We start from the raw sequence: 21,436 nt of genomic DNA, 5'->3' as shown, positions 1-21,436 counted from the left end.
CGAGGATGCCGTAGATCGACGAGGTGCCGGTGCACACCTGCTCAGCGGCTTGGGCGGTGCCGGTACTCGCGGTCAGGAGACTGAGCGAAACGGCACCTGCGAGCAGAAGGCCCATGGTTCGGCCGGCGCTTTCGGTCATAGTTTTCACGCTTGTTTCCCCGAAGCTCTGGTTGTCACTGCCAGCTCATGTCGTTCGTGCCGATGACCACGGGTGCCTTTGCGCCTGATGCGGCGGACGCGGTGGCGTCGGGCGCCGACACGGTGAGGCCGATCACAGGGACTGCGATTGCCAGGGCGAGAAGGGTGATTCGGACGGCCTTGATATGACGGATGACGCGCATGGCTGTGGCTGGCCCTTCATGTGTCGGACGGTGACCCGAGTGACAGACAGGTGGTCGGAGTCGTACCGCAGTGGTGCGGCTCCGAGCGGTGATGCATAGCTAAGCCGCAGCTCAGAGGGGGAGGAAGAGTTTTGGGCTGGCCCAAAACGGCCATGGATGGTTCGGGCCACAGGCTGCGGGTCGGCCACAGGCGGGCAGCGGCGGGGCCCTCTTGCTCACGAGGAGAACAAAGGGGTGATCAGAGGTGCACCTACCTTCCGCAGCACTGCCGGAGGCAGGCGCTCTTCGTCGAGCAGGCGACGGCAAATCGTCTCCGCCCTCCTCTCCGCTTCGTTCAGTGACCCCGTCAGCAGAAAAAAGCCCAGCACGAAGCTGTCCGGCGGTAGGGAATGGACCGACACATGCTCCACCTGGTCTGTTGGGGAGAGTGAGGTGCGAATCAATTCACCTGTGGCGCTGGGAAGTTCGAACGGGCCGAGGGCGGCGAAATGCGCATGGACGAGGAACATGCTCATCACCATGGCCGGATGTGGTGGGAGGACCTGACCACGGCGCCTGGACGTTTCCGGCAATGACCGCATCGGGCCCGGAGGCCGACTGGAAACGGCCGACTGCGCAGTGATCCGTTGAAGTAATCGTGAAGATCCTGAGATGATCCGGTTGCAGGACTGTGTCAACTGACGCCGGGGGGAACACACGTGTTGACCGAGCTCGGGCTGGATGTGGCAGCCGAAGCCGTCTATCGGGCCATGCTGTCCATGCCCAGTGCGAACGTCGCCGCCCTGGCCCGTGATCTCGGCGCGTCCACCGACGCGGTCAGGCGCGCGTTGGACGAGCTCAGCGCATTGGCGCTCGTACGGCCTTCGGCCGAAGACCCCGGGCGCCTGTGGGCCGTTTCGCCCGACATCGGGATGGAGATCCTGATGGCCCGCAGACAGGCGCAGCTGACCGCTCAGCAGGAACGGCTGGATGCGTCGCGGGCAGCCGCGGTCCAGCTGATCGCGGAGTATGCCGAGCTGACGCCGGAAACACGCCAGCCTGGAGTCGAACAACTCGTCGGGCTCGATCGGATACGTGATCGCCTGGTGTCCCTGACGCACGGTACGAAGGACGAAGTCCTGTCCTTCTCGCCCGACTCCGTGCTGACCGAGGCCGCGATCGCCGCCTCGCGCCCATTGAACGAGGAGCTGCTGGGCCGGGGAGTGCGCATGCGTACCGTCTACCTCGACAGTGTCCGGAACAGCCGTCCGACGATCGAGCATGCGAACTGGCTCGCCGGGATGGGGGGTGAAGTCCGCACGTCGGCCTTGCTTCCCATTCGCATGCTCATTGTGGATCGGTCCACCGCCCTGATTCCGGTCAGAAGTGACGACACCGCTGTAGGGGCGGCCGTCCTGACCGGCGAAGGCATGCTGACCGCTCTCCACGCGCTCTTCGAGTCCGTCTGGGCCGCGGCCCAGCCCCTTGCCGATGCGCCGGCCTGCGGTGCGGACGGTCTCACCGCTCAGCAGGCGACGATCATCCGTCTGCTGGCAGAAGGGCATACCGACGAGGCCATCGCCAAGCGTCTGGGTGTTTCCCCGAGGACCGCGCGGAGGATGGCGAACGAGCTGATGGAGCGGTTGTCGGCGCGCAGCCGCTTCGAAGCCGGGGCTCGTGCGGTTCAGCGGGGATGGCTGCCGTCGCACGTCTGAGCCGGGGAGTGGGTTCGTGCCCGGGGCCGGGTACGGAGCCGGAGGACGAGCGGTGACGTGCCTCGCTGCCGACGCGGGGGTGTGCGGCGCAGTGGACGGAAACGTTTCCTGGGTTGATCGGCAGGACCCGGTTTGACCCCCCGCACCCCGCCCCGTAATCTTGACCCTCGGCGTGTTTCTGTGCGCCTACCCCCTGAGCACATCCCTCCCGGTGATTCGTCCCCGGGGGAGGCCGCTCATCCTTCCGGACTGTCGCGGGCCCCGGCCCGCGCGGGCGGCTGGCATCAGGGGATCCGTTCCGAGTGAGAGAGAGATCCGCGTGTACGCCATCGTGCGCAGCGGTGGTCGCCAGCACAAGGTTGCTGTCGGCGACATCGTTGAGGTTGACAAGATTTCCACCGCCAAGGTTGGCGACACGGTCGAGCTCTCGACCCTGCTCGTTGTCGACGGCGACGCCGTGACCAGCGACCCGTGGGTCCTGGACGGCATCAAGGTCCAGGCCGAGATCGTGGACCACCACAAGGGCGCGAAGATCGACATCCTTCGCTACAAGAACAAGACGGGTTACCGCCGTCGCCAGGGTCACCGCCAGCAGTACACGGCGATCAAGGTCACCGGTATCCCCGCGGCTGCGAAGTAAGGGACTGAGGAGACATGGCACACAAGAAGGGCGCATCGTCCACTCGGAACGGGCGCGATTCCAATGCTCAGCGGCTCGGCGTGAAGCGCTTCGGCGGTCAGGCCGTCAACGCCGGTGAGATCCTGGTCCGCCAGCGCGGCACCCACTTCCACCCGGGCACGGGCGTCGGCCGTGGCGGCGACGACACGCTGTTCGCGCTGACCGCCGGCGCGGTGGAGTTCGGTACGCACCGTGGCCGCAAGGTCGTGAACATCGTTCCCGTCGCTGCCTGAGTCAGGCACCGGCTGAACGACACAGCACCTTCCGAGGGCGGATCTCAGCTTTCCCGGTAATCGGGGAAGCGGGTCCGCCCTCGGCGCGTTACGTCAAGAGACATTCCCGTATTTTTCCGCAGTACCTGGAGGCCCCACCATGACCACCTTCGTGGACCGCGTCGAGCTGCATGCCGCCGCGGGTAACGGAGGCCACGGCGTGGCCTCCGTACACCGTGAGAAGTTCAAGCCGCTGGGCGGCCCCGACGGGGGCAACGGCGGACGCGGCGGCGATGTCATCCTCGTCGTCGAGCAGGCCGTCACCACGCTGCTGGACTACCACCACCACCCTCACCGCAAGGCCACGAACGGCCAGCCCGGCGCGGGTGACAACCGCTCCGGCAAGGACGGCCAGGACCTCGTGCTCCCCGTCCCGGACGGCACCGTGGTGCTGGACAAGGCCGGCAACGTACTCGCCGACCTGGTCGGCCAGGGCACCACCTTCGTCGCGGGCCAGGGCGGCCGCGGCGGCCTCGGCAACGCGGCGCTCGCCTCCGCCCGCCGCAAGGCGCCCGGCTTCGCGCTGCTCGGCGAGCCGGGGGAGAGCCGGGACATCGTCCTGGAGCTCAAGACCGTCGCCGACGTGGCGCTCGTCGGCTACCCGAGCGCGGGCAAGTCCTCGCTGATCTCGGCGCTCTCCGCCGCCAAGCCGAAGATCGCGGACTACCCGTTCACGACCCTCGTGCCCAACCTCGGCGTCGTCACCGCCGGTTCGACCGTCTACACCATCGCCGACGTCCCGGGTCTCATTCCGGGCGCCAGCGAGGGGAAGGGCCTCGGCCTGGACTTCCTGCGGCACGTCGAGCGGTGCTCCGTCCTCGTACACGTCCTGGACACCGCGACGCTGGAGTCGGACCGTGACCCCGTCTCGGACCTCGACATGATCGAGGAGGAGCTGCGGCTGTACGGCGGTCTCGAGAACCGCCCGCGCATCGTCGCTCTCAACAAGGTCGACATCCCGGACGGCCAGGACCTCGCCGAGATGATCCGCCCGGACCTGGAGGCGCGCGGCTACCGCGTCTTCGAGGTCTCGGCAGTCGCGCACAAGGGCCTCAACGAGCTGTCGTACGCCCTCGCCGGCATCATCGCCGAGGCGCGGGCCACCCAGCCGAAGGAGGAGTCGACCCGGATCGTCATCCGGCCCAAGGCCGTGGACGACGCCGGGTTCACGGTGACCGTGGAGGAGGACGGTATCTACCGCGTGCGCGGCGAGAAGCCCGAGCGCTGGATCCGGCAGACCGACTTCAACAACGACGAGGCCGTCGGGTACCTCGCCGACCGGCTCAACCGTCTCGGCGTCGAGGACGCGCTCCGCAAGGCGGGCGCCCAGGCCGGCGACGGAGTGGCCATCGGTGCCGAGGACAACGCGGTCGTCTTCGACTGGGAGCCGACCATGGCCGCCGGCGCGGAGATGCTGGGCCGTCGCGGTGAGGACCACCGCCTCGAAGCTCCCCGCCCCGCCGCGACGCGCCGCCGCGAGCGCGAGTCCGAGCGAGATGTCGCGCAGCGCGAGTACGACGAGTTCGACCCCTTCTAGCCACTGCGCCGGGCACCCCCGGGCGGGGGTGCCCGATTCACAGCAAACTGCCAGGTGGTGGGCGGTTAGGCGGCCGACGATGTGCGGATTGCGTAACACGTCTGTGGAGTCTGTCACTCCGGGTGCGGGGCTCGAAGGACTCAATCCGCCTGGCCAGGCGGTGAACTGCGGGTTTCCCAGAGGCGAGCACCGGTAAACGTCCGCCTTGCGAGACGGTCACGGAGAGTGCGACCATCACACTGTTCCCCCCTGTCATCGCAAGGTAGGTCGTCTGTGTCTGTGCCTCATGAAGCCAAGCCCCGGACCACAGCGGTCGTGCTCGCCGGTGGGACCGGTCAGCGTGTGGGACTGTCGATCCCCAAGCAGCTGCTGAAGATCGCCGGTAAGGCAGTCATCGAGCACACGCTGACCATCTTCGAGAACGCCGAGGGCATCGACGATGTCATCGTGCTGATGGCGCCCGGCTTCGTGCCCGACGTCGAGAAGATCGTCGCCAAGGCAGGGCTGACCAAGGTCACCAAGATCATCGAGGGTGGCAGCACCCGGAACGAGACCACCGAGCGCGCCATCGCGGCTCTCGGCGAAGGACTCGCGGAGGGTGAGGACCGCAACGTCCTCTTCCATGACGCGGTCCGTCCGCTTCTGTCACAGCGGGTCATCAAGGACTGCGTCGACGCCCTCGACCGGTACCAGGCGGTCGACGTCGCCATCCCGTCCGCCGACACGATCATCGTGACCCGCACCCACGGCGAGGACGGCGAGTTCATCACCGACGTCCCGGACCGGTCCCGGCTGCGCCGCGGCCAGACCCCGCAGGCGTTCAAGCTCTCCACGATTCGCAAGGCGTACGAGGTCGCGGCAGGCGACCCGAACTTCCAGGCCACCGACGACTGCTCTGTCGTCCTGCGGTACCTCCCCGACGTGCCGATCTACGTGGTCGCGGGCGACGAGTACAACATGAAGGTGACCCAGCCGGTCGACGTCTTCATCACCGACAAGCTCTTCCAGCTGGCCTCCACGGCAGCCCCCCGCCAGGCCGACGAGGCCGCCTACCGCGAGCTGCTCTCGGGCAGGACCCTGGTCGTGTTCGGCGGTTCGTACGGCATCGGAGCCGACATCGCCACGCTGGCCGAGCAGTACGGCGCCAGCGTGTACGCGCTGGGCCGCTCCACGACCGGTACGCACGTCGAGAACCCGGAACACATCGACGACGCGCTGTCCAAGGCCTACGCCGAGACCGGCCGCATCGACTACGTGATCAACACCGCGGGCGTGCTGCGCATCGGCAAGCTGGCGGAGACGGACAACACGACGATCCAGGAAGCGCTGAACGTCAACTACCTGGCGCCGGTGCAGATCGCCCGTGCCTCGTACAAGTACCTGGCGGAGACCCAGGGCCAGCTGCTGCTCTACACCTCCAGCAGCTACACCCGTGGCCGCGCCGAGTACAGCCTCTACTCCTCCACCAAGGCCGCGATGGTCAACCTCACGCAGGCGCTGGCCGACGAGTGGGCGGGCGAGGGTATCCGGGTCAACTGCGTGAACCCGGAGCGCACCGCGACCCCCATGCGGACCAAGGCGTTCGGGCAGGAGCCGGAGGGCTCGCTGCTCTCGTCCGAGGCCGTGGCACGCACCTCCCTGGACGTCCTCCTGTCCGCGATGACGGGCCACGTCATCGACGTGCGGCAGCAGGACCCGACCCGTGATGTCACCGAGGCGTCGGGATTCGAGCAGGCGCTGGCCTCGGTCCTGGATCGCCAGGCGGATGTGTAATAATTCTCGACAAATGTACTTTTTACGGGCCTCTGGGTTTACCGAAAGGTGAACCCAGAGGCCCGAGTGCGTGAAGCCGAATCTTCACATTTCCCTCTATACGTGAAACAACCGGCACCCCCTGGAGCAGGTTCTTCGTGATTTCGACAGCCATTCGCCTGGCCCGTGTGGGCAGTCGGGCAGAACTGTTGGCAGCAGTACTGATGACGGTGGGTTATCCCTGCGTCATGGTCGCCTCTCTTCTCCCCGATATCTGGTTCTTCGCGGCGGCCACGGCTGTCACGTACGTCGCGGACTGGTATCTGCACCAGCGCGGCAGCTATCTGATCAACCGGCTCGGCAAGGTGCGGGCGGGACTGCCCATACGCTTCCTCCTCCGCCACCTGATGATCATCCTGCTGCTGGCGCGGCTCGACCTCGCCGAGGAGCCGCTCTTCTACGCGGCCGTCGCGTGCTTCCTTCTCTTCTACGGTCTGCAGGCCCCGCACGGCGCGCTGACGACGCTGATCCGGCTGCGCCGCAGCCTGCCGATCGTGACCCGAAACGTGGACCTCCACGCGGTCCGTATCCCCGACGCCCCGCCGCGCGCGCTGCTGCACCGCTCCAGCGAGAAGATGCTCCACCTCGACCTCCCCGCGGTGGCGGGCGTCCTGGTCGCCGCCGGCACGGGCGAGGACCTCCTCGGGTACATCGGCGCCGGTGTGACGCTGCTGCTCGCCCTCGGCTTCAACGTCCTGCTCGTCCCGTACCTGCGCCGTAGCCGGCGGGCACCGTCGGCACCCGCCGTGCTGAAGGCCCTGGACACCTGGCTGAGCGAGTACCAGCCGACCGTGGTGCTCTACTTCTCCGGTTCCAACGAGTCCGCCTACCAGGGCAACATGTGGCTGGACACCATGGCCGCCGTCGAGGGGCGCCCGCTGATCGTCATGCGTGAGCGCAACCTGGTCCCGCAGCTCGCGGACACCTCCGTACCCGTGGTCTGCGTGCCGGCCGGCACGCACCTGATGAACCTGAACCTCTCCACCGTCCGCGTGTGTCTGTATCCGGCCAACGTCGGCAAGAACATCCACATGCTGCGCGTCCCGACCATGAAGCACGTGTTCATCGGCCATGGCGACAGCGACAAGCTGGCCAGCGTCAACCCGTACTCCAAGGTGTACGACGAGGTGTGGACGGCCGGCCGCGCGGGCCGCGACCGCTACGCCCTCGCCGACGTCGGCATCCGCGACGAGGACATCGTCGAAGTCGGCCGGCCGCAGCTGGCGCCCATCGAGAGCTGGACGGGCACCACGAAGAACCCCATCCCGACGGTGCTGTACGCCCCCACCTGGGAGGGCTGGGACGACAACCCCGGCAACACCTCGCTGCTGCTGGCCGGCGAGAACATCGTCCGCCGGCTGCTGCAGGCGGAGACCCCGGTCCGGGTCATCTACAAGCCGCACCCCTTCACCGGTATCCGCAGCGCCAAGGCCAGGGCCGTCAACGCCCGGATCCAGGCCCTGGTGGCCAAGTCCGCGCGGGAGCGCGCCGCCGACCCGCGCTGGGCGGGGGAGGCCTCGGCCGCCGCCGCCGGACAGAGTGCGGCCAAGGCGGAACTCGTCCGCATCGAGGCCCGTCTGGCGGGGCTGGCGAAGCCCGGCCGTGCCGGGGGCGACGAGTCGGAGGAGTCGAGGGTCGCCCTCGCCGACCCGGCCCGCCAGACCGAGATCGCCACCCTGCGTGCCGAGTGGAACGACGCCTACTGGCGTTCCTTCGGCTGGTGGGAGCACCGGACGGTGACCGGCACGCAGCCGAAGCTGTACGACTGCTTCAACCAGTCCGACGCCATGGTTTCGGACATCTCCAGTGTGGTGTCCGACTTCATCGCGAGCGGCAAGCCGTACGCGGTGACCGACTCGGCCGAGATCGGTCCGGACGAGTTCAAGCGCCAGAACACCGCGGTACGGGCGGCGGTCATCCTCTCCAACGGTGCGCAGGAGATCGACGAACTGCTGCGTGCCGTCGCGGACCCGTCGGCCGACTCGCTGGCCGCAGCCCGCCACGAACTGAAGAGCTACCTGCTGGGACCGGACGAGCCCACTTCGATGGAGCAGTTCAACGCCGCCGTCAAGGCGCTCGCCGCCAAGGCCGAGGCCCGCAACGCGGGCGTCGCGCAGCGTGTGGGTGAACAGATGCCCGCCCCGCTGCTCGATCCCGAGGCCGCGTCCAGCGGCGCCGGGGACGGGGTGGCGGAGATCGTCGCCGAGGCCGAGGCCGCCGTCGACCCCGACGCGCCGGCCGTCCCGGACGCCGACGCGGGTATCGGCGCGGGCCCTTCGGCGGTCCGCTGACCGCAGCGTGCCCGGTCGGGTGCGCAAGGTGACGCCTGTTGGCGGATACGGAGCTGACGAACAGGTGTAATCCAGCCGTCATCCAGTTGTTCGAAAGTCGTCCGGTTCCCGACGCAACCGCCGCAACGGCCCGTCCGTCTCCTCCTCAGGGAGGGGAACGTACGGGCCGTTCGGCGTGTCAGTGCATAGAGCACGTCATCTCGCGGCGTTCTATCGTTTCTCCTGATTGATGTGAATATGTGTGAACCGGGGAGAGATGAGTAGCAGCGCACCAGATGTGACCGTCATCATCGGCGCCTATCAGGCGATGCCCTACCTGATCCGCTGCCTGGAGTCGGTCGAAGCGCAGACGCTCCCGGCCGAGCGCATGGAGATCGTGGCGATAGACGACGGGTCGACCGACGGCACGGGGGAGTACCTGGAGGAGTTCGCGGCCAGGACCGCCATCGGCATGCGTGTCGTCCGCCAGGAGAACTCCGGCGGTCCCAGCGGCCCGCGCAACCGCGGTATCGGCCTCGCTCGCGGCAGGTACGTCTTCTTCCTCGACGCGGACGACTACTTCGGCGAGGAAGCGCTGGAGCGCATGGTCGCGATGGGCGACCGGGCCGGCACCGACGTGGTCCTCGGGAAGGTCGTCGGCGTCAACCGCGGCGCGGCGAAGTCGATGTGGAAGCAGACGGTCGAGCGGGCGGATCTGTACACCTCCAACATCAAGTTCACCCTGAGCGCCCAGAAGCTGTTCCGGCGGGAGCTGCTGGTCCGGCTCGGAATGACGTTCGACGAGAACCTCAGGACGGGCGAGGACGCGCTCTTCACCATGGAGGCGTACCTCCGGGGCAACGGCGTCTCCGTCGTGGCCGACTACACCTGCTACTACCTGGTGGGCCGCGACGACGGCAAGCATGTGACGAAGAGCGGCAGCTATCTGCTGCGCTTCGATTCGGCCCGGGCGTTGACGGCTCTCATCGCCGCTCATGTACCGCCGGGACCGAAGCGGGACGTCCTGATGGTCCGGCCGTTCGTGATCACCTTGCTCCCGCAGTTCGGGCCGGCCCTGCTGAGGCAGTCCGACGAGGTGCGGAAGAAGAAGATGGAGCTGGCGGCGCCGCTGCTGGAGGCCTACTGGTCACCGGGGCTGGCCCGTCGCCTCAAGGTCCACGAGCGGCTCAGGCTGCTCTGCATCTCGAACGGCAGGCTCGACCTGCTCCTGGACATCCTGCGGTTCATGAGCGACAAGAAGGAGCCCCGCGCGGTCCGCAAGGGTCTCCGAGGCCGACTGTATCTCGTCTACCCCCACTTCAAAGAGGGTGCGGGACTGCCGCTGTCGGCCTACGAGGTGACCGTGCCCGAACGGATCGGCCGCAAGCGGATCGACGTTCCGGGACCTCAGTCCGTCACCGCCTTCCTGCGGCGGCTGGCGGGCAAGGCGCGCAGGACGGCACGGTCCGCGGGCCTGCACATGCCGCGCCGCGCCCACAAGGTCTGAGGCGGGCGCGGGCGGCAACGGGCGAAGCCCCTACTGTTCGGGGCGCAGCAGTCTCCGGACCGGGCGCCCCACCACGCGCCGGGCGCGGCGGTAGGCGGACGGCCACGTGGCCGCTCCCTCACCCGCCTGCACCTTGACGCTGACCGGGCCGGCCTTCTTCTCGAGCTGGCTGCGCAGGAGGGCGTTCTGCGCGGTGAGCTCGTCCATCCGGCTCTGCATCCAGCTGAAACGGCCGCTCAGGGTGTCGGGGTCGGAGTCGGTCCACGGGCGGACCGCCGGCGGGAGGGCGAGCCTGGACACCTGGGCGTCGAACGCCTTGCCGCCGTCGCCGTGGTGGAAGGTGTTCTCCAGGCCGTTCTTCTCCATGAAGCCGGTGAAGCGGAGGAACCGTTCCTTGTGGCCGTTCACCAGATCGCCGAAGTCCGCCGCCTCGTACAGCTCGGCGGGGTCGATGTTCTTGGGCGTCTCGGAGATCTTGCGGTGCGGAATGCCGAAGTACCGGCAGAGCTCCAGGGTCCGCGAGTCGCTGCAGAGCACGGTGCTCGGGACGCCGGCCAGCAGCGCCGCGATGTTCCCGTGGATGCGGGAGCCGAACGAGAAGTCGTACGCGCGCAGTTCCTCGATCCAGGTGGCCGGGTCGACGTAGAGCCTGACCTTGCCCTCGCGGTACATCGGGTGGGACGGATGCGTCGGCATCGAGGTCTGGGCGCCGATCGGGTTCGACGTCTCCCGCCAGTGGAGCAGCTGGGCCTCGAGGAGGTTCTGCCCGATGAACCGGAGGTTCGGGTAGCGCTCGTGGGCCTGCCGGATGATGGCGTCCAGGCCGTGCGAACGTACGGCGCTGTGTGAGCCGTTCACCGAGATCATGGAGTCCGCGGTGAGCGCCTCGGACTTCTTCTCGAGCGTGAACGTCTCGCCGTTCATGAACATCGAAGGACAGCCGATGACCTCGACGTCCCGGAAGCCCATGTTCTTGAGGTACTGCTCGGTGAACTCGCCCCGCACACCGATGGACGCGCTGCGGTTGAGCACCTCGGTGACGAATTCCCGGACGGTCGGCTCCATCGGCTTCAGCCGGGCCGCGTTGTACTCGAGGTCGGCCTGCGCGCCGACGCCCAGGACGACGACGGGGATGCGCAGCTTTCTGATCAGCTGCGTCATCCGCTTCAGCGGCCGTTCGAAGGTCGGGCGGAACGCGTTCGCCAGGGGGACGACGAAGACGTCGAACTCCTCGTTGATGCGGGCGGCCGCCGACGGATCCGTGCGGATCCCGTTCGAGAAGACCTCGGCCCGCGGAGTCGTCAGGATCTTGTGGGCCGCATCACTGAAGATCAGATTGCCCGCGTTGGTCGCGAAGACGTCTCTGTCGAGGGACTGTTCGAGCGAAGCTACATCGAAGGGGCTTTTGCCCGATCTGAGAAGAATGCGCCTCTGGCGGGTCGGTTCATCTGTCACGCAATAGAGGGTAGCCCGATGAATGGCCGGTGGAGATTACGTAAATGACTCCATTCGGGGGCATGTCGAAGATCGCCCCCGAGCGGCTGTTCCCTGTAGGGGCAGCCGTGCCGTGACAGCAGCTGAGACGACACGGTGCCGCCGCCGCCCCTCGCGTAGATTGAGGCGGACCGAGCAGGACGACGTGATGGGGACGGGCGTACGTGTCAGGGGCAAGGGAATCCGAAGGCGCGGCAAGGGGACCCGGAGGCGCGCTCCGCGCACTCTCCGGGGGTGGCGCCGGGCGGAGGCCGGGTGTGACCGAGGCCCGCAGGATCGTCGTCAAGGTCGGCTCCTCCTCGCTCACCACCGCGGCGGGAGGGCTTGACGCCGACCGGGTCGACGCGCTGGTCGACGCACTCGCCAAGGTCAGGAGCGGCGGTGAACGCGAGATCGTCCTCGTCTCCAGCGGCGCCATCGCGGCGGGCCTCGCTCCGCTCGGGCTCGTGCGCAGGCCCAAGGACCTGGCCCGGCAGCAGGCCGCGGCCAGCGTAGGTCAGGGACTGCTCGTCGCCCGCTACACCGCCTCCTTCGCCCGCTACGGCGTACGGGTCGGGCAGGTGCTCCTGACAGCCGACGACACGAGCCGGCGCGCCCACTACCGCAACGCCTACAGCACGCTCGGCCAACTCCTCGAGATGGGCGCGTTCCCCGTCGTCAACGAGAACGACACGGTGGCCACGGACGAGATCCGCTTCGGGGACAACGACCGGCTCGCCGCGCTCGTCGCCCATCTGGTCCATGCCGACCTGCTCGTACTCCTGTCCGACGTCGACGGCCTCTACGACGGAGACCCGAGCACACCCGGCACCTCCCGCATCGCCGAGGTGAGCGGACCGGACGACCTGGAAGGCGTCACCATCGGCAGCGCGGGAAAGGCGGGTGTCGGCACCGGAGGCATGGTCACCAAGGTCGAGGCGGCCAGGATCGCCACCGCCGCCGGGATCCCGGTCGTCCTCACCTCCGCGAGCCATGTCGCCGACGCCCTCGCGGGGCGCGACACCGGCACGTATTTCCACCGCACCGGGCGCCGCTCGGCCGACCGGCTGCTCTGGCTGGCCCATGCCTCGACCCCGCGGGGCTCCCTCACGCTCGACGACGGAGCCGTGCGTGCCGTGGTCGAGCGCCGCACGTCCTTGCTGCCCGCCGGAATCTCGGCGGTCGAGGGAGAGTTCTCGGCGGGGGACCCGGTCGAGCTGCGGGACCCCGCCGGCCGGGCCGTCGCCCGTGGGCTCGTCAACTTCGACGCCAAGGAGATCCCCCAGCTGCTCGGCCGGTCCACCCGCGACCTCGCCCGCGAACTGGGCCCCGCCTACGAGCGCGAAGTCGTACACAGGGACGACCTCGTCGTCCTCACGCCGCGCCCGGCCCCCTGAAACGGCTGAAAGTCCAGCCTTCGGGCGGAGACCTTCACGAAAACCACCCCACACCCGGCCCCGGGCTGGTCAACTTTGTCACGGGAAAACAAAGGGGTCAGGACAGCTACGCATTCACAGGAGGCCGCCGGTGAGACGAGCGCGCCCGGGGGCGCTGCCCCGCGGAACGGGCAGCCGCGCCCTGACCAGCGTCGGGGCGGGAGCCGACTACGTCGACACGCCCCCCGACGAGACCCTCGAGCAGGAACGGGTGGCGACGGACGAGGAACTGACCCGCTCCAAGCTGTGGCACATCACCCTCAGCGTCTCCGGCAGCGAGACACCGCTGAAGGAGGTCCGACGCGGACTGGAGCAGCTGGCTCACGATCACCCCTTCCTGCTGACCAGCAGGTACGCCAACGACCACGCGGAGATCCGCTACTGGGAAGAGGCCAGGGACCTCCACGACGCCGCGGCTGTGGCGCTGCGGCTGTGGGGGGAGCACCGTTCCAGCGCGAAGCTCCCGCCGTGGGAGATCGTCGGCCTGGAGGTCATCGACCGGGAGACGTACCACCTGCGCATCGCCGAGGGTTACGGCCCGCCCCCGGCCGCACCCGTGGGGGTGCACCCGTACTGAGAGGGCTGCCGCGGCGCGGGGCCGCCGCGCCGCCGGGCTCGGCGGGATCGGCGGGCTCGGCGGGCTCGACGGGCCGGGTGTACAGCCTTCGATACGCCTGTCTCGCATGACGGGATACGTGACGGATGCCCGCAGTGTGCGCACTACCCTGCGGGCATGACCACGCTTTCGCCGTACGACAACATGTCCCCGGTCGCCCAGGCCGCCTACCGGGCACGCGCCGCCGCCGACGACATCGCGCCACTCCCGCGCGCGGCGAAGGACGACGCCCTGCTGGCGATCGCGGACGCCCTCGAAGTGCGCACCGGTGAGATCGTCGAGGCCAACGCCCAGGACGTCACGAAGGCCAGGCAGGCCGGGACGAGCGAGTCGATCGTCGACCGGCTGACGCTCACCCCGGAGCGGATCCGCGCGATCGCCGCGGACGCACGTGACGTGGCGGCGCTGCCCGACCCGGTCGGTGAAGTGGTCCGGGGCTCCACCCTTCCCAACGGCATCGATCTGCGCCAGGTGCGGGTGCCCCTCGGGGTGGTCGGCATCATCTACGAGGCCCGGCCCAATGTGACGGTCGACGCCGCCGCCCTCTGCCTGAAGTCGGGCAACGCGGTGCTGCTGCGGGGATCCTCGTCGGCGTACGCCTCGAACACCGCACTCGTGCGGGTGCTCCGTGACGCGGTGGGCGGGTCCGGTCTCCCGGCGGACGCGGTGCAGCTCGTCCCGGGCGAGAGCCGCGATTCGGTGCGCGAGCTGATGCGGGCCCGCGGCCTCGTCGACGTACTGATCCCGCGCGGCGGCGCCTCGCTGATCCGCACGGTCGTGGAGGAGTCGACGGTCCCCGTCATCGAGACCGGCACCGGCAACTGCCACGTGTACGTCGACGCGCAGACCGATCTCGGCATGGCCGTCGAGATCCTGGTCAACTCCAAGGCGCAGCGCCCGAGCGTGTGCAATGCCGCCGAGACCCTCCTGGTCCACAAGGACATCGCCGAGGACTTCCTCCCCCTGGCCCTGGACGCGCTGGCCGAGGCCGGGGTGACGGTGCACGGCGACGAGCGTGTGCTCGCGTACGCCGAGGGTTCCAAGGCCACCGTCGTCGCCGCGACGCCGGAGGACTGGGAGACCGAATACCTCTCGTACGACATCGCGGCCGCGGTCGTGGAGTCGCTGGAATCCGCCGTGGCGCACATCCGGCTCTGGTCCTCCGGTCACACCGAGGCGATCGTCACCACCTCGCAGGCGGCGGCCCGGCGATTCACCCAGTTGGTGGATTCCACGACGGTCGCTGTGAACGCTTCGACGCGCTTCACGGACGGCGGCCAGTTCGGATTCGGTGCCGAGATCGGCATCTCCACGCAGAAGCTGCACGCCCGTGGGCCGATGGGGCTGCCGGAGCTCACGTCGACGAAGTACATCGTCACCGGCGACGGCCACATCCGTTAGCCGGACGCTCGCGGCGGGGTGGGCGATTTTGTGGGCTCCCTGCCCAAAACGCCCCGCCGCGGCTACGCTGGAGCGGTGCCGGACGACGTGGGGGGCAGGCCGTTCCCGGACGGCTGGGAGCCCGACGACGACCGCGGGGGCGCGGACGATGACTTCGCCTCCGTGGTGTTCGACGAGGACTTCGTCCGGTCCGCCGAGGTCCACGAACCGACCGCGGTCGAGCGTCTGCTCGCTGCCGCACAGGCCCGCGCCGAAGCCGAGGCGACCAGGGCGCGCTCAGGTGGCGGTTCCCTGGACGACGACCACTACGACGACGGTCACGGCCCGGACGGCGCATACGGCCGTGAGACGGCTTTCGGTGACTTCTACGACCCTGACGACCCCGACGGCGCCTACGACGACGAGCACGGCCCCTACGGGCGTCACGGCGGCTCCCTGCGCCCTTACCGCGGCGCGGCTCGCTGGCACCGTCCGGTCGCCTGGCTGCTCGCCCTGCTGATGGGGATCGGAATGGTCGCGCTGGCGTTCAGCGCCGTGTACCGCGGCGCTTCCGACGACCGTCAGGACCAGGTGCCGCTACCGGTGACCAGCGGCGTCGACAAGCCGCGTGTGTCTCCCTCCGCCTCTGCCGACTACTCCCGCCCCGCGGTGCCGGCGGTTCCCCGCACGCCCTGAGCCTCCCCAGGAGCGACGGCGGAGCCGAGACGGCGGCGGAGAGCCCAGGGGTGCCGCCGGCGCCCGGTGGGCTGCCCGTGGGGCCGCCGGTCGCCCGACATCGTGAGGCCCGGGTGAGGACCCCCAGACCTCCGGGGCCACGGCCCTCGGCGTGACGGGCCCCTGACGGTGCGGCGCCCCGCCCCCGGGGCGGGGCCTGACGGTGGGCCCCTGACGGCGGGCCGTGCGTCGGGTCGGGGCGGATGTCAGGTGTGGGGGCCCGCCCTGCGGCCCCCCTGCGGAAGGTGTGGGCCCGGTCTCACATGCTCCGGCAGCTGGAAGGCGCGTCACGCGGCCCTCCGGCAGGCCGCAGGCCGGTTGAGCCCTGGCGTGACCGCGTGGCTGAAGGCCGCCCTCCCGGCCGCGCTCCACCTGCGCTCCCACCTGCAGGGCGTTTACCTTGATGACGATCGACCCAATCTGAAGGTATGACCCTGTGACCCCTCCTCTGTCCCCGTCCCCGGGGGGAGGGCCGGGCAACTTGTCCATGTGTCGAACCCGTGACGGACAGATCCGCCCGAAGGCGCGTGGCTGAGGCGGATCCCAGCGCCAGCCCCCGCCGGTGGCGCGGAGAACGGGAGAAGTCATGACAGGCCGCGGAGAACCGCCGGAAGGGCCGCCCGAGAACCCGTCGGGCGGGGAGGACGAGTACCGCTCACTCGTCTTCGACGAGTCGTTCGTACGCGCTGCCCGCCTGCAGGAATTCTCTGCTCAGGAGCGCATGGGCGAGCACGCGCGTGCTGTGCGCTCCCTCCCCGGCCGCGGTACCCGGCGGCACCGCTCCAGAGCCGGGATCGCTCTCGTCGTGCTGATCGCGCTGGCATTCGCTACCGCCGTCTACATCGGCTTCCGCAACCCTTACCCGACGCCCGTCGGCAGACGGGCCGAACCGCTCCGGACCACGGTGATCCCCCTTGCCCCCCAGGGACCGGTACCGGGAGGGACCGTCGAGTCGCTCCTCGCCGACGGCCCGGCCGCGGCGCACCGCTCCGGCGCCGCAGGCATCAATTTCCCGTCGGTCCGGCGGACGAAGAACTTCTCGGACAGTCAGGTGACCATGGCCCTGACCACGGTCAAGGACTATCTGGTGGGCTCCTCCCTCGACCCCGACGTGCTCACCGGTGGGGTCGTCCGGCCGGTCGCGCGGCTGCTCGACCCGGACCAGACGGCACAGTTCGAGCGAAGCGTGGACTCACCTGCTGACGACGGCAAGCACAGCGCGACCGGCTGGCTGGTGCGCTTCGACCCGGCCGAGGTGGAAGTGGCCGACCCCGACATCCGGGTCCACGGCACCTTCACGTACGCGGAGGCAGGTGCGGACACGCTGGAGGTGGTGTCCGACCACACCTTCACGTACGCCCTGCGGCCCGTCGTGGCAGGACCCCACCGGGCCGACGGAGCCTCACTCTTCACCGTGCGTCGCATCCTGCATTTCCTGCTTGACCGGGAAGACATCCGACTGCACCGACTGGAGGTCCGCAGCGCCTACGTCCAGGCCGGTCCGCAGGCGTGCTCGGCCGAGACGGCCGGAGCGCTGCGCCCGCTGCTCGCAGGCGAGCAGGCGGACACCCGGGGCCCGGCGGGCACCGACCCGTATGCCACGGGCGTGCCCACGGCGGCTCTCTGCGGCACCCTGGCCGTCAGCTCCCCGACGCAGGGCCCTCCTCGGGATCCGGACGCCGCCAGGTCCCCTCGGAGCCGTCCGTAGCGTCCGAGGCCGGGGCACCGCCCTTGCCTGCGCCACCGCCGCCCGCTCCGGTGAATTTGTCCCGGAGCTTGCCTCCCAGGTCGCCCGCACCGCCCGCGATGTCACCGACGAGCTTCATCAGCGGGTCCTTGCTGGTGCGCACCGTGTCGGCGTAGTGCGCGGCGGACTCACGGAAGGAGTCCGTCACCGAGGTGTCCTTGTCCTCGTCGCGCTTGGGGTAATGGCCGTCCAGGATCCGCTGGTAGTCCCGGCTCTCCGACCACTTCTTCAGCTCAGCCGCCCGGACCGTGGTGAACGGATGTGTCCGGGGCAGCACGTTGAGGATCTTCAGCACGGAGTCACGGAGGTCGCCACCCTTCTCGTACTCGTCGGCCTGGGCGAGGAAGGCGTCCACGTTCATCTCGTGGAGATGATTGCCGCCGGCGATCTTCATCAGCCCGCGCATCGAGGCCCGCAGGTCCTGCCCCACAAGCAGCCCGGCCCTGTCAGCGGACAGCTCCGACTTGCGGAACCACTCGCGCAGCGCGGTCACGATCGCCATGATCGCCACATTGCCGAGCGGGATCCACGCCACCTTGAGGGCCAGGTTGGTGAGGAAGAGCAATATCGTGCGGTACACCGCGTGGCCGGAGAGGGCGTGGCCCACCTCGTGGCCGACGACTGCCCGCATCTCCTCCTCGTCGAGCAGCTCCACCAGCCCGGTCGTGACCACGATGATCGGCTCGTCGAGGCCGATACACATGGCGTTGGGCTGCGGGTCCTGGGTCACGTACATCGGGGGGACCTTCTTGAGGTCCAGGATGTAACAGGCGTCCCGCAGCATGTCGTTGAGATGCGTGAACTGGGCGTCGCTCACCCGGACGGAGTCCGAGAGGAAGAGCAGCCGCAGACTGCGCTCGGGCAGCAGGCCGCTCAGCGCCTTGAACACGGTGTCGAAACCGCTCAGCTTGCGCAGGGCAACCAGAGCCGAGCGGTCCGCCGGATGCTCGTAGGCCCGCGAGGAAATGTCCGGGAATCGCTTGCGGTGCCTGCTCGGCACGCTCTCGTGACTGGTGTCGGTCATGGATGCCCCCTGTTCGTACGAGACGGTGCTCGTCCCCCTGACAAAAGCCAGCGTATGCGCTGGCGCTACGGTGTGCGGGGGGCTGTGGATAACTTTGAGGAGCGCCCGGAATGCCGCCTACCGCCGTTATGCTCGCTGCCGCGTCCGAGGAGCAGGGGCCGGGCAGCACACTCCGCGTCGTGCTGCTCGTCGCACTCGTCGGAGCTGCCCTGCTCGCCTGGTTCCTGCTGCGTGGATACCGCAACGACGACAACAACGACTGAGTCGGCGTGAGCGTGCCCGGGGCGCCCGCATACGATGTGGGCGACGTCTCCCTCCTGATTCCCGATGGATAGGTCCCGCAGAAGATGAGCCTCTCGAGCACCGCGCACCAGATGGTCACCCTCGCTTCCGAAGGCGAGCATGGTGGTAACCACGAAAGCCTCAGCCCGTACCTCACCGGCATCGGTGCGTTCGTCGCGCTGATGGTCCTGCTGTGGATCACCACTCGTTTCAACCGGGACCGCTGAGGCAGAGGCGAACAGCTGTGCCCGTAGGGTCTGCACGCATGGGAGAGCAGAAAGTGCCTACCGGCCGCGGCAGGCGCCGACTCGGAGTGATGGGCGGGACTTTCGACCCGATCCATCACGGACACCTGGTGGCGGCCAGCGAAGTGGCCGCCCACTTCCACCTCGACGAGGTCATCTTCGTCCCGACCGGGCAGCCTTGGCAGAAGAGCCACAAGCAGGTGTCCCCGGCGGAGGACCGTTATCTGATGACGGTCATCGCGACGGCGTCCAACCCGCAGTTCTCGGTCAGCCGCAGCGACATCGACCGCGGCGGCCCGACGTACACGATCGATACGCTGCGGGATCTGCGCACGGTCCACGGCGACGCGGACCTCTTCTTCATCACCGGAGCCGACGCCCTCTCCCAGATCCTGACCTGGCGGGACGCCGAGGAGCTGTTCTCGCTCTCCCACTTCATCGGTGTGACCCGGCCGGGTCATCTGCTGACGGACGACGGGCTGCCCAAGGGCGGCGTCTCGCTGGTGGAGGTGCCCGCGCTGGCGATCTCGTCCACAGACTGCCGTGCCAGGGTCGCGCAGGGGGAGCCGGTCTGGTACCTGGTGCCGGACGGTGTCGTCCGTTACATCGACAAGCGCCAGCTGTACCGCGGCGAATGAGCCACGCAGAGGGGCACCTGTGAACGACCGACAGAACCCGTACGACCCGTACCAGCAGCAGCCGCAGATCATCGGCTACGACGAGTACGGGCAGCCGGTCTATCAGCAGCAGGGGCAGCAGCAGTACGACCAGTACGCCCAGTACCAGCAGCAGCCGCAGCAGGACGGGCAGCCTCAGCAGGGCTACGGCTACGACCCGTACGCGGGCGCGGAGCAGCAGTACGACCCGTACGCCGCCCAGCAGCAGCAGCAGCCGACGCAGCCGGGGTACGGGTACGACGACGGCGGCTACGGCGTGTACGGCTACGACGCGGGCCGGCAGCCCGCCGCCGTGGACGACTCCGCCCAGCAGTGGAACGCACCCCAGCAGCCGGCTGCACCGGCGGCCGCCGCACCGCCACCACCGGTGCCGGAACAACGGCGCGAACCGGAGACTGCGGCCGAGGCCGCCGTTCCCGGGCAACGCCGTGGCGACCGCGACTACGGCACCGAGCAGTTCTCCTTCATCGAGGAGCCCGACGAGGACTCCGAAGACGTCATCGACTGGCTGAAATTCACCGAGAGCCGCAGTGAGCGGCGCGAGGAGGCACGCCGGCGCGGTCACAACCGGATGGTCGCGCTGATAGTCGTCGTGGCTCTCGTGGTCGTCGGCGGAGCGGGATATCTCTGGTTCGCCGGGAAGATCCCTGGAGTCTCGGGCGGCGACGAGCAGAACGCCACGGCGTCCGGCCCGCAGAAGCGTGACGTCATCGTCGTCCACCTGCACAACACCAAGAAGGGCGGCACCTCCACGGCGCTGCTCGTCGACAACGTCACCACCGGACAGGGCACCACCGTCCTGCTCCCCAACTCGCTGGCCGTGGCCGGGGACGACGGATCCACCACCACGCTCGGCAAGTCCGTCGACGACGACGGGTCCACCGGTACCCGTGAGGCGATCGACACGCTTCTCGGGACCAGCATCAGCGGCACCTGGCGGCTCGACACCCCTTACCTCGAGAACCTGGTCGAGCTGGTGGGCAACATCGAGGTGGACACCGACACGGCTGTGCCCGACCCCAAGAAGGGCGCTTCGCCGCTCGTGACGAAGGGAGAGGCGCAGACGCTGAGCGGTCAGATGGCCGTCGCGTACGCGACCTACCAGCGCCCGGGTGAGCCGGAGGCCAAGCAGCTGACGCGCTTCGGGCAGGTCATGCGCAGCGTGCTGCGCAAACTCTCGGAGGACCCCAAGGCCGCGACCGTGACCATCGAGACCCTCGCTCAGATCCTCGACCCCTCCCTGCCGGAGCAGGACCTGGGCGCCTCGCTGGCGAAGCTCGCCGGGCACGCCAAGGTGGGCGACTACAAGACGGAACTGCTCCCCGTCCAGAGCGACGGCACGCTCACCGAGAAGGCCACCGAGAGCGTCGTCAAGGACGTCCTGGGCGGCAAGGTGAAGGCCCCGGACCAGGGTGCGGCCGTGCGCGTCGGCATCAAGAACGCCACGGGGAACACGAAGGGCACGGAGCACGCCAGGATCCAGCTAGTGAACGGCGGCTACGCCTTCGTCGACAGTGGCAAGGCGGACACCGCGGAGTCGTCCGAGGTGGTCTACGGGGCCGCGGAGGACAAGGCGAAGGCGATCGAGGTCGCCAAGACCCTCGGCCTGCCGGAGAGCTCGGTGAAGAAGGGCGAGCCCGCCGCGAACGCCGACGTGTCCGTCGCCCTCGGACAGAACTACAAGATCCCCGAGCAGACGTCGTAAGGGT

At 68.9% G+C, this 21,436-nt stretch carries 20 protein-coding genes; 16 read left to right on the top strand and 4 right to left on the bottom strand.

Features of this window, described 5'->3' with window-relative positions; all coding sequences use genetic code 11:
- Positions 1 to 173: 173 nt before the first annotated feature.
- Together OO67_RS38815 and OO67_RS34040 are read right to left on the bottom strand one after the other, a co-directional pair.
- Positions 174 to 341, bottom strand: a complete 168-nt coding sequence (locus OO67_RS38815; RefSeq protein ID WP_157841767.1) for a hypothetical protein — start codon at positions 339 to 341, stop codon at positions 174 to 176.
- Positions 342 to 556: 215 nt separating this feature from the next.
- Positions 557 to 850 carry a hypothetical protein gene (locus OO67_RS34040; RefSeq protein WP_033305705.1) on the bottom strand — a complete coding sequence of 98 codons (294 nt, stop codon included), beginning with the start codon at positions 848 to 850 and terminating at the stop codon, positions 557 to 559.
- Between the two features lie 189 nt (positions 851 to 1,039).
- On the opposite strand from OO67_RS34040, the gene OO67_RS34035 reads away from it, so the two are divergent.
- From OO67_RS34035 to OO67_RS34005, 7 genes are all read left to right on the top strand, one after another.
- Positions 1,040 to 2,035 (top strand): helix-turn-helix transcriptional regulator, encoded by a 996-nt coding sequence (locus tag OO67_RS34035; RefSeq protein WP_033305699.1) that lies wholly within the window; start codon positions 1,040 to 1,042, stop codon positions 2,033 to 2,035.
- Positions 2,036 to 2,354: 319 nt separating this feature from the next.
- A complete protein-coding gene (rplU, locus tag OO67_RS34030; protein WP_015577124.1) occupies positions 2,355 to 2,675 on the top strand; it encodes a 50S ribosomal protein L21 in 321 nt (106 codons plus the stop codon).
- 14 nt (positions 2,676 to 2,689) lie between these two features.
- On the top strand, positions 2,690 to 2,947 hold the full coding sequence (gene rpmA, locus OO67_RS34025; RefSeq protein WP_014045902.1) for a 50S ribosomal protein L27: 258 nt from the start codon (positions 2,690 to 2,692) through the stop codon (positions 2,945 to 2,947).
- Positions 2,948 to 3,086: 139 nt separating this feature from the next.
- Positions 3,087 to 4,523, top strand: a complete 1,437-nt coding sequence (gene obgE / locus OO67_RS34020; RefSeq protein WP_033305698.1) for a GTPase ObgE — start codon at positions 3,087 to 3,089, stop codon at positions 4,521 to 4,523.
- Positions 4,524 to 4,796: 273 nt separating this feature from the next.
- Positions 4,797 to 6,296: a bifunctional cytidylyltransferase/SDR family oxidoreductase gene (locus tag OO67_RS34015; protein WP_033305697.1), complete on the top strand. Its 1,500-nt coding sequence runs from the start codon at positions 4,797 to 4,799 to the stop codon at positions 6,294 to 6,296.
- 227 nt (positions 6,297 to 6,523) lie between these two features.
- Positions 6,524 to 8,626 carry a hypothetical protein gene (locus tag OO67_RS34010; protein WP_244300442.1) on the top strand — a complete coding sequence of 701 codons (2,103 nt, stop codon included), beginning with the start codon at positions 6,524 to 6,526 and terminating at the stop codon, positions 8,624 to 8,626.
- Between the two features lie 256 nt (positions 8,627 to 8,882).
- Positions 8,883 to 10,112: a glycosyltransferase family 2 protein gene (locus OO67_RS34005; protein ID WP_033305695.1), complete on the top strand. Its 1,230-nt coding sequence runs from the start codon at positions 8,883 to 8,885 to the stop codon at positions 10,110 to 10,112.
- 30 nt (positions 10,113 to 10,142) lie between these two features.
- On the opposite strand, the gene OO67_RS34000 is transcribed toward OO67_RS34005, so the two are convergent.
- Positions 10,143 to 11,567 (bottom strand): polysaccharide pyruvyl transferase family protein, encoded by a 1,425-nt coding sequence (locus OO67_RS34000; protein ID WP_033305694.1) that lies wholly within the window; start codon positions 11,565 to 11,567, stop codon positions 10,143 to 10,145.
- Positions 11,568 to 11,863: 296 nt separating this feature from the next.
- On the opposite strand from OO67_RS34000, the gene proB reads away from it, so the two are divergent.
- The 5 genes from proB to OO67_RS33975 all read left to right on the top strand — a co-directional run bounded on the left by proB (position 11,864) and on the right by OO67_RS33975 (position 17,460).
- Positions 11,864 to 12,982 (top strand): glutamate 5-kinase, encoded by a 1,119-nt coding sequence (gene proB, locus OO67_RS33995; RefSeq protein WP_033305693.1) that lies wholly within the window; start codon positions 11,864 to 11,866, stop codon positions 12,980 to 12,982.
- Positions 12,983 to 13,112: 130 nt separating this feature from the next.
- A complete protein-coding gene (locus OO67_RS33990) occupies positions 13,113 to 13,598 on the top strand; it encodes a hypothetical protein (protein WP_033305692.1) in 486 nt (161 codons plus the stop codon).
- A 156-nt stretch (positions 13,599 to 13,754) separates the two neighbouring features.
- On the top strand, positions 13,755 to 15,038 hold the full coding sequence (locus OO67_RS33985) for a glutamate-5-semialdehyde dehydrogenase (protein WP_033305691.1): 1,284 nt from the start codon (positions 13,755 to 13,757) through the stop codon (positions 15,036 to 15,038).
- A gap of 75 nt (positions 15,039 to 15,113) precedes the next feature.
- Positions 15,114 to 15,713: an SCO2584 family spore wall biosynthesis protein gene (locus tag OO67_RS33980; RefSeq protein ID WP_033305690.1), complete on the top strand. Its 600-nt coding sequence runs from the start codon at positions 15,114 to 15,116 to the stop codon at positions 15,711 to 15,713.
- Positions 15,714 to 16,338: 625 nt separating this feature from the next.
- Positions 16,339 to 17,460, top strand: coding sequence for an SCO2583 family membrane protein (locus OO67_RS33975; protein WP_033305689.1), 1,122 nt, complete (start codon positions 16,339 to 16,341; stop codon positions 17,458 to 17,460).
- Here the strand turns inward: OO67_RS33975 and OO67_RS33970 are convergent.
- On the bottom strand, positions 17,393 to 18,523 hold the full coding sequence (locus OO67_RS33970; RefSeq protein ID WP_033305688.1) for a M48 family metallopeptidase: 1,131 nt from the start codon (positions 18,521 to 18,523) through the stop codon (positions 17,393 to 17,395). The two genes, OO67_RS33975 and OO67_RS33970, sit on opposite strands and share 68 nt — an antisense overlap.
- A 110-nt stretch (positions 18,524 to 18,633) precedes the next feature.
- Here OO67_RS33970 and OO67_RS39195 point away from each other — a divergent pair, with 110 nt between their 5' ends.
- The 4 genes from OO67_RS39195 (at position 18,634) to OO67_RS33950 (ending at position 21,432) form a co-directional block, all read left to right on the top strand.
- Positions 18,634 to 18,786 (top strand): hypothetical protein, encoded by a 153-nt coding sequence (locus OO67_RS39195; protein WP_033305687.1) that lies wholly within the window; start codon positions 18,634 to 18,636, stop codon positions 18,784 to 18,786.
- Positions 18,787 to 18,870: 84 nt separating this feature from the next.
- The gene (locus OO67_RS38385; protein ID WP_033305686.1) at positions 18,871 to 19,032 is read left to right on the top strand and encodes a hypothetical protein; all 162 of its coding nucleotides are present in this window, start codon (positions 18,871 to 18,873) and stop codon (positions 19,030 to 19,032) included.
- Positions 19,033 to 19,070: 38 nt separating this feature from the next.
- The gene (gene nadD, locus OO67_RS33955; RefSeq protein ID WP_051710180.1) at positions 19,071 to 19,688 is read left to right on the top strand and encodes a nicotinate-nucleotide adenylyltransferase; all 618 of its coding nucleotides are present in this window, start codon (positions 19,071 to 19,073) and stop codon (positions 19,686 to 19,688) included.
- A gap of 19 nt (positions 19,689 to 19,707) precedes the next feature.
- Positions 19,708 to 21,432: an LCP family protein gene (locus OO67_RS33950; protein ID WP_033305684.1), complete on the top strand. Its 1,725-nt coding sequence runs from the start codon at positions 19,708 to 19,710 to the stop codon at positions 21,430 to 21,432.
- Positions 21,433 to 21,436: the final 4 nt, after the last annotated feature.

It is taken from the genome of Streptomyces atroolivaceus (genome assembly GCF_000717025.1).
GTDB classification, from domain to species: Bacteria; Actinomycetota; Actinomycetes; order Streptomycetales; family Streptomycetaceae; genus Streptomyces; species Streptomyces atroolivaceus.
The sequence above is the reverse complement of the archived record's forward strand: the minus strand, read 5'-3'. Positions and strand labels throughout refer to the sequence as shown.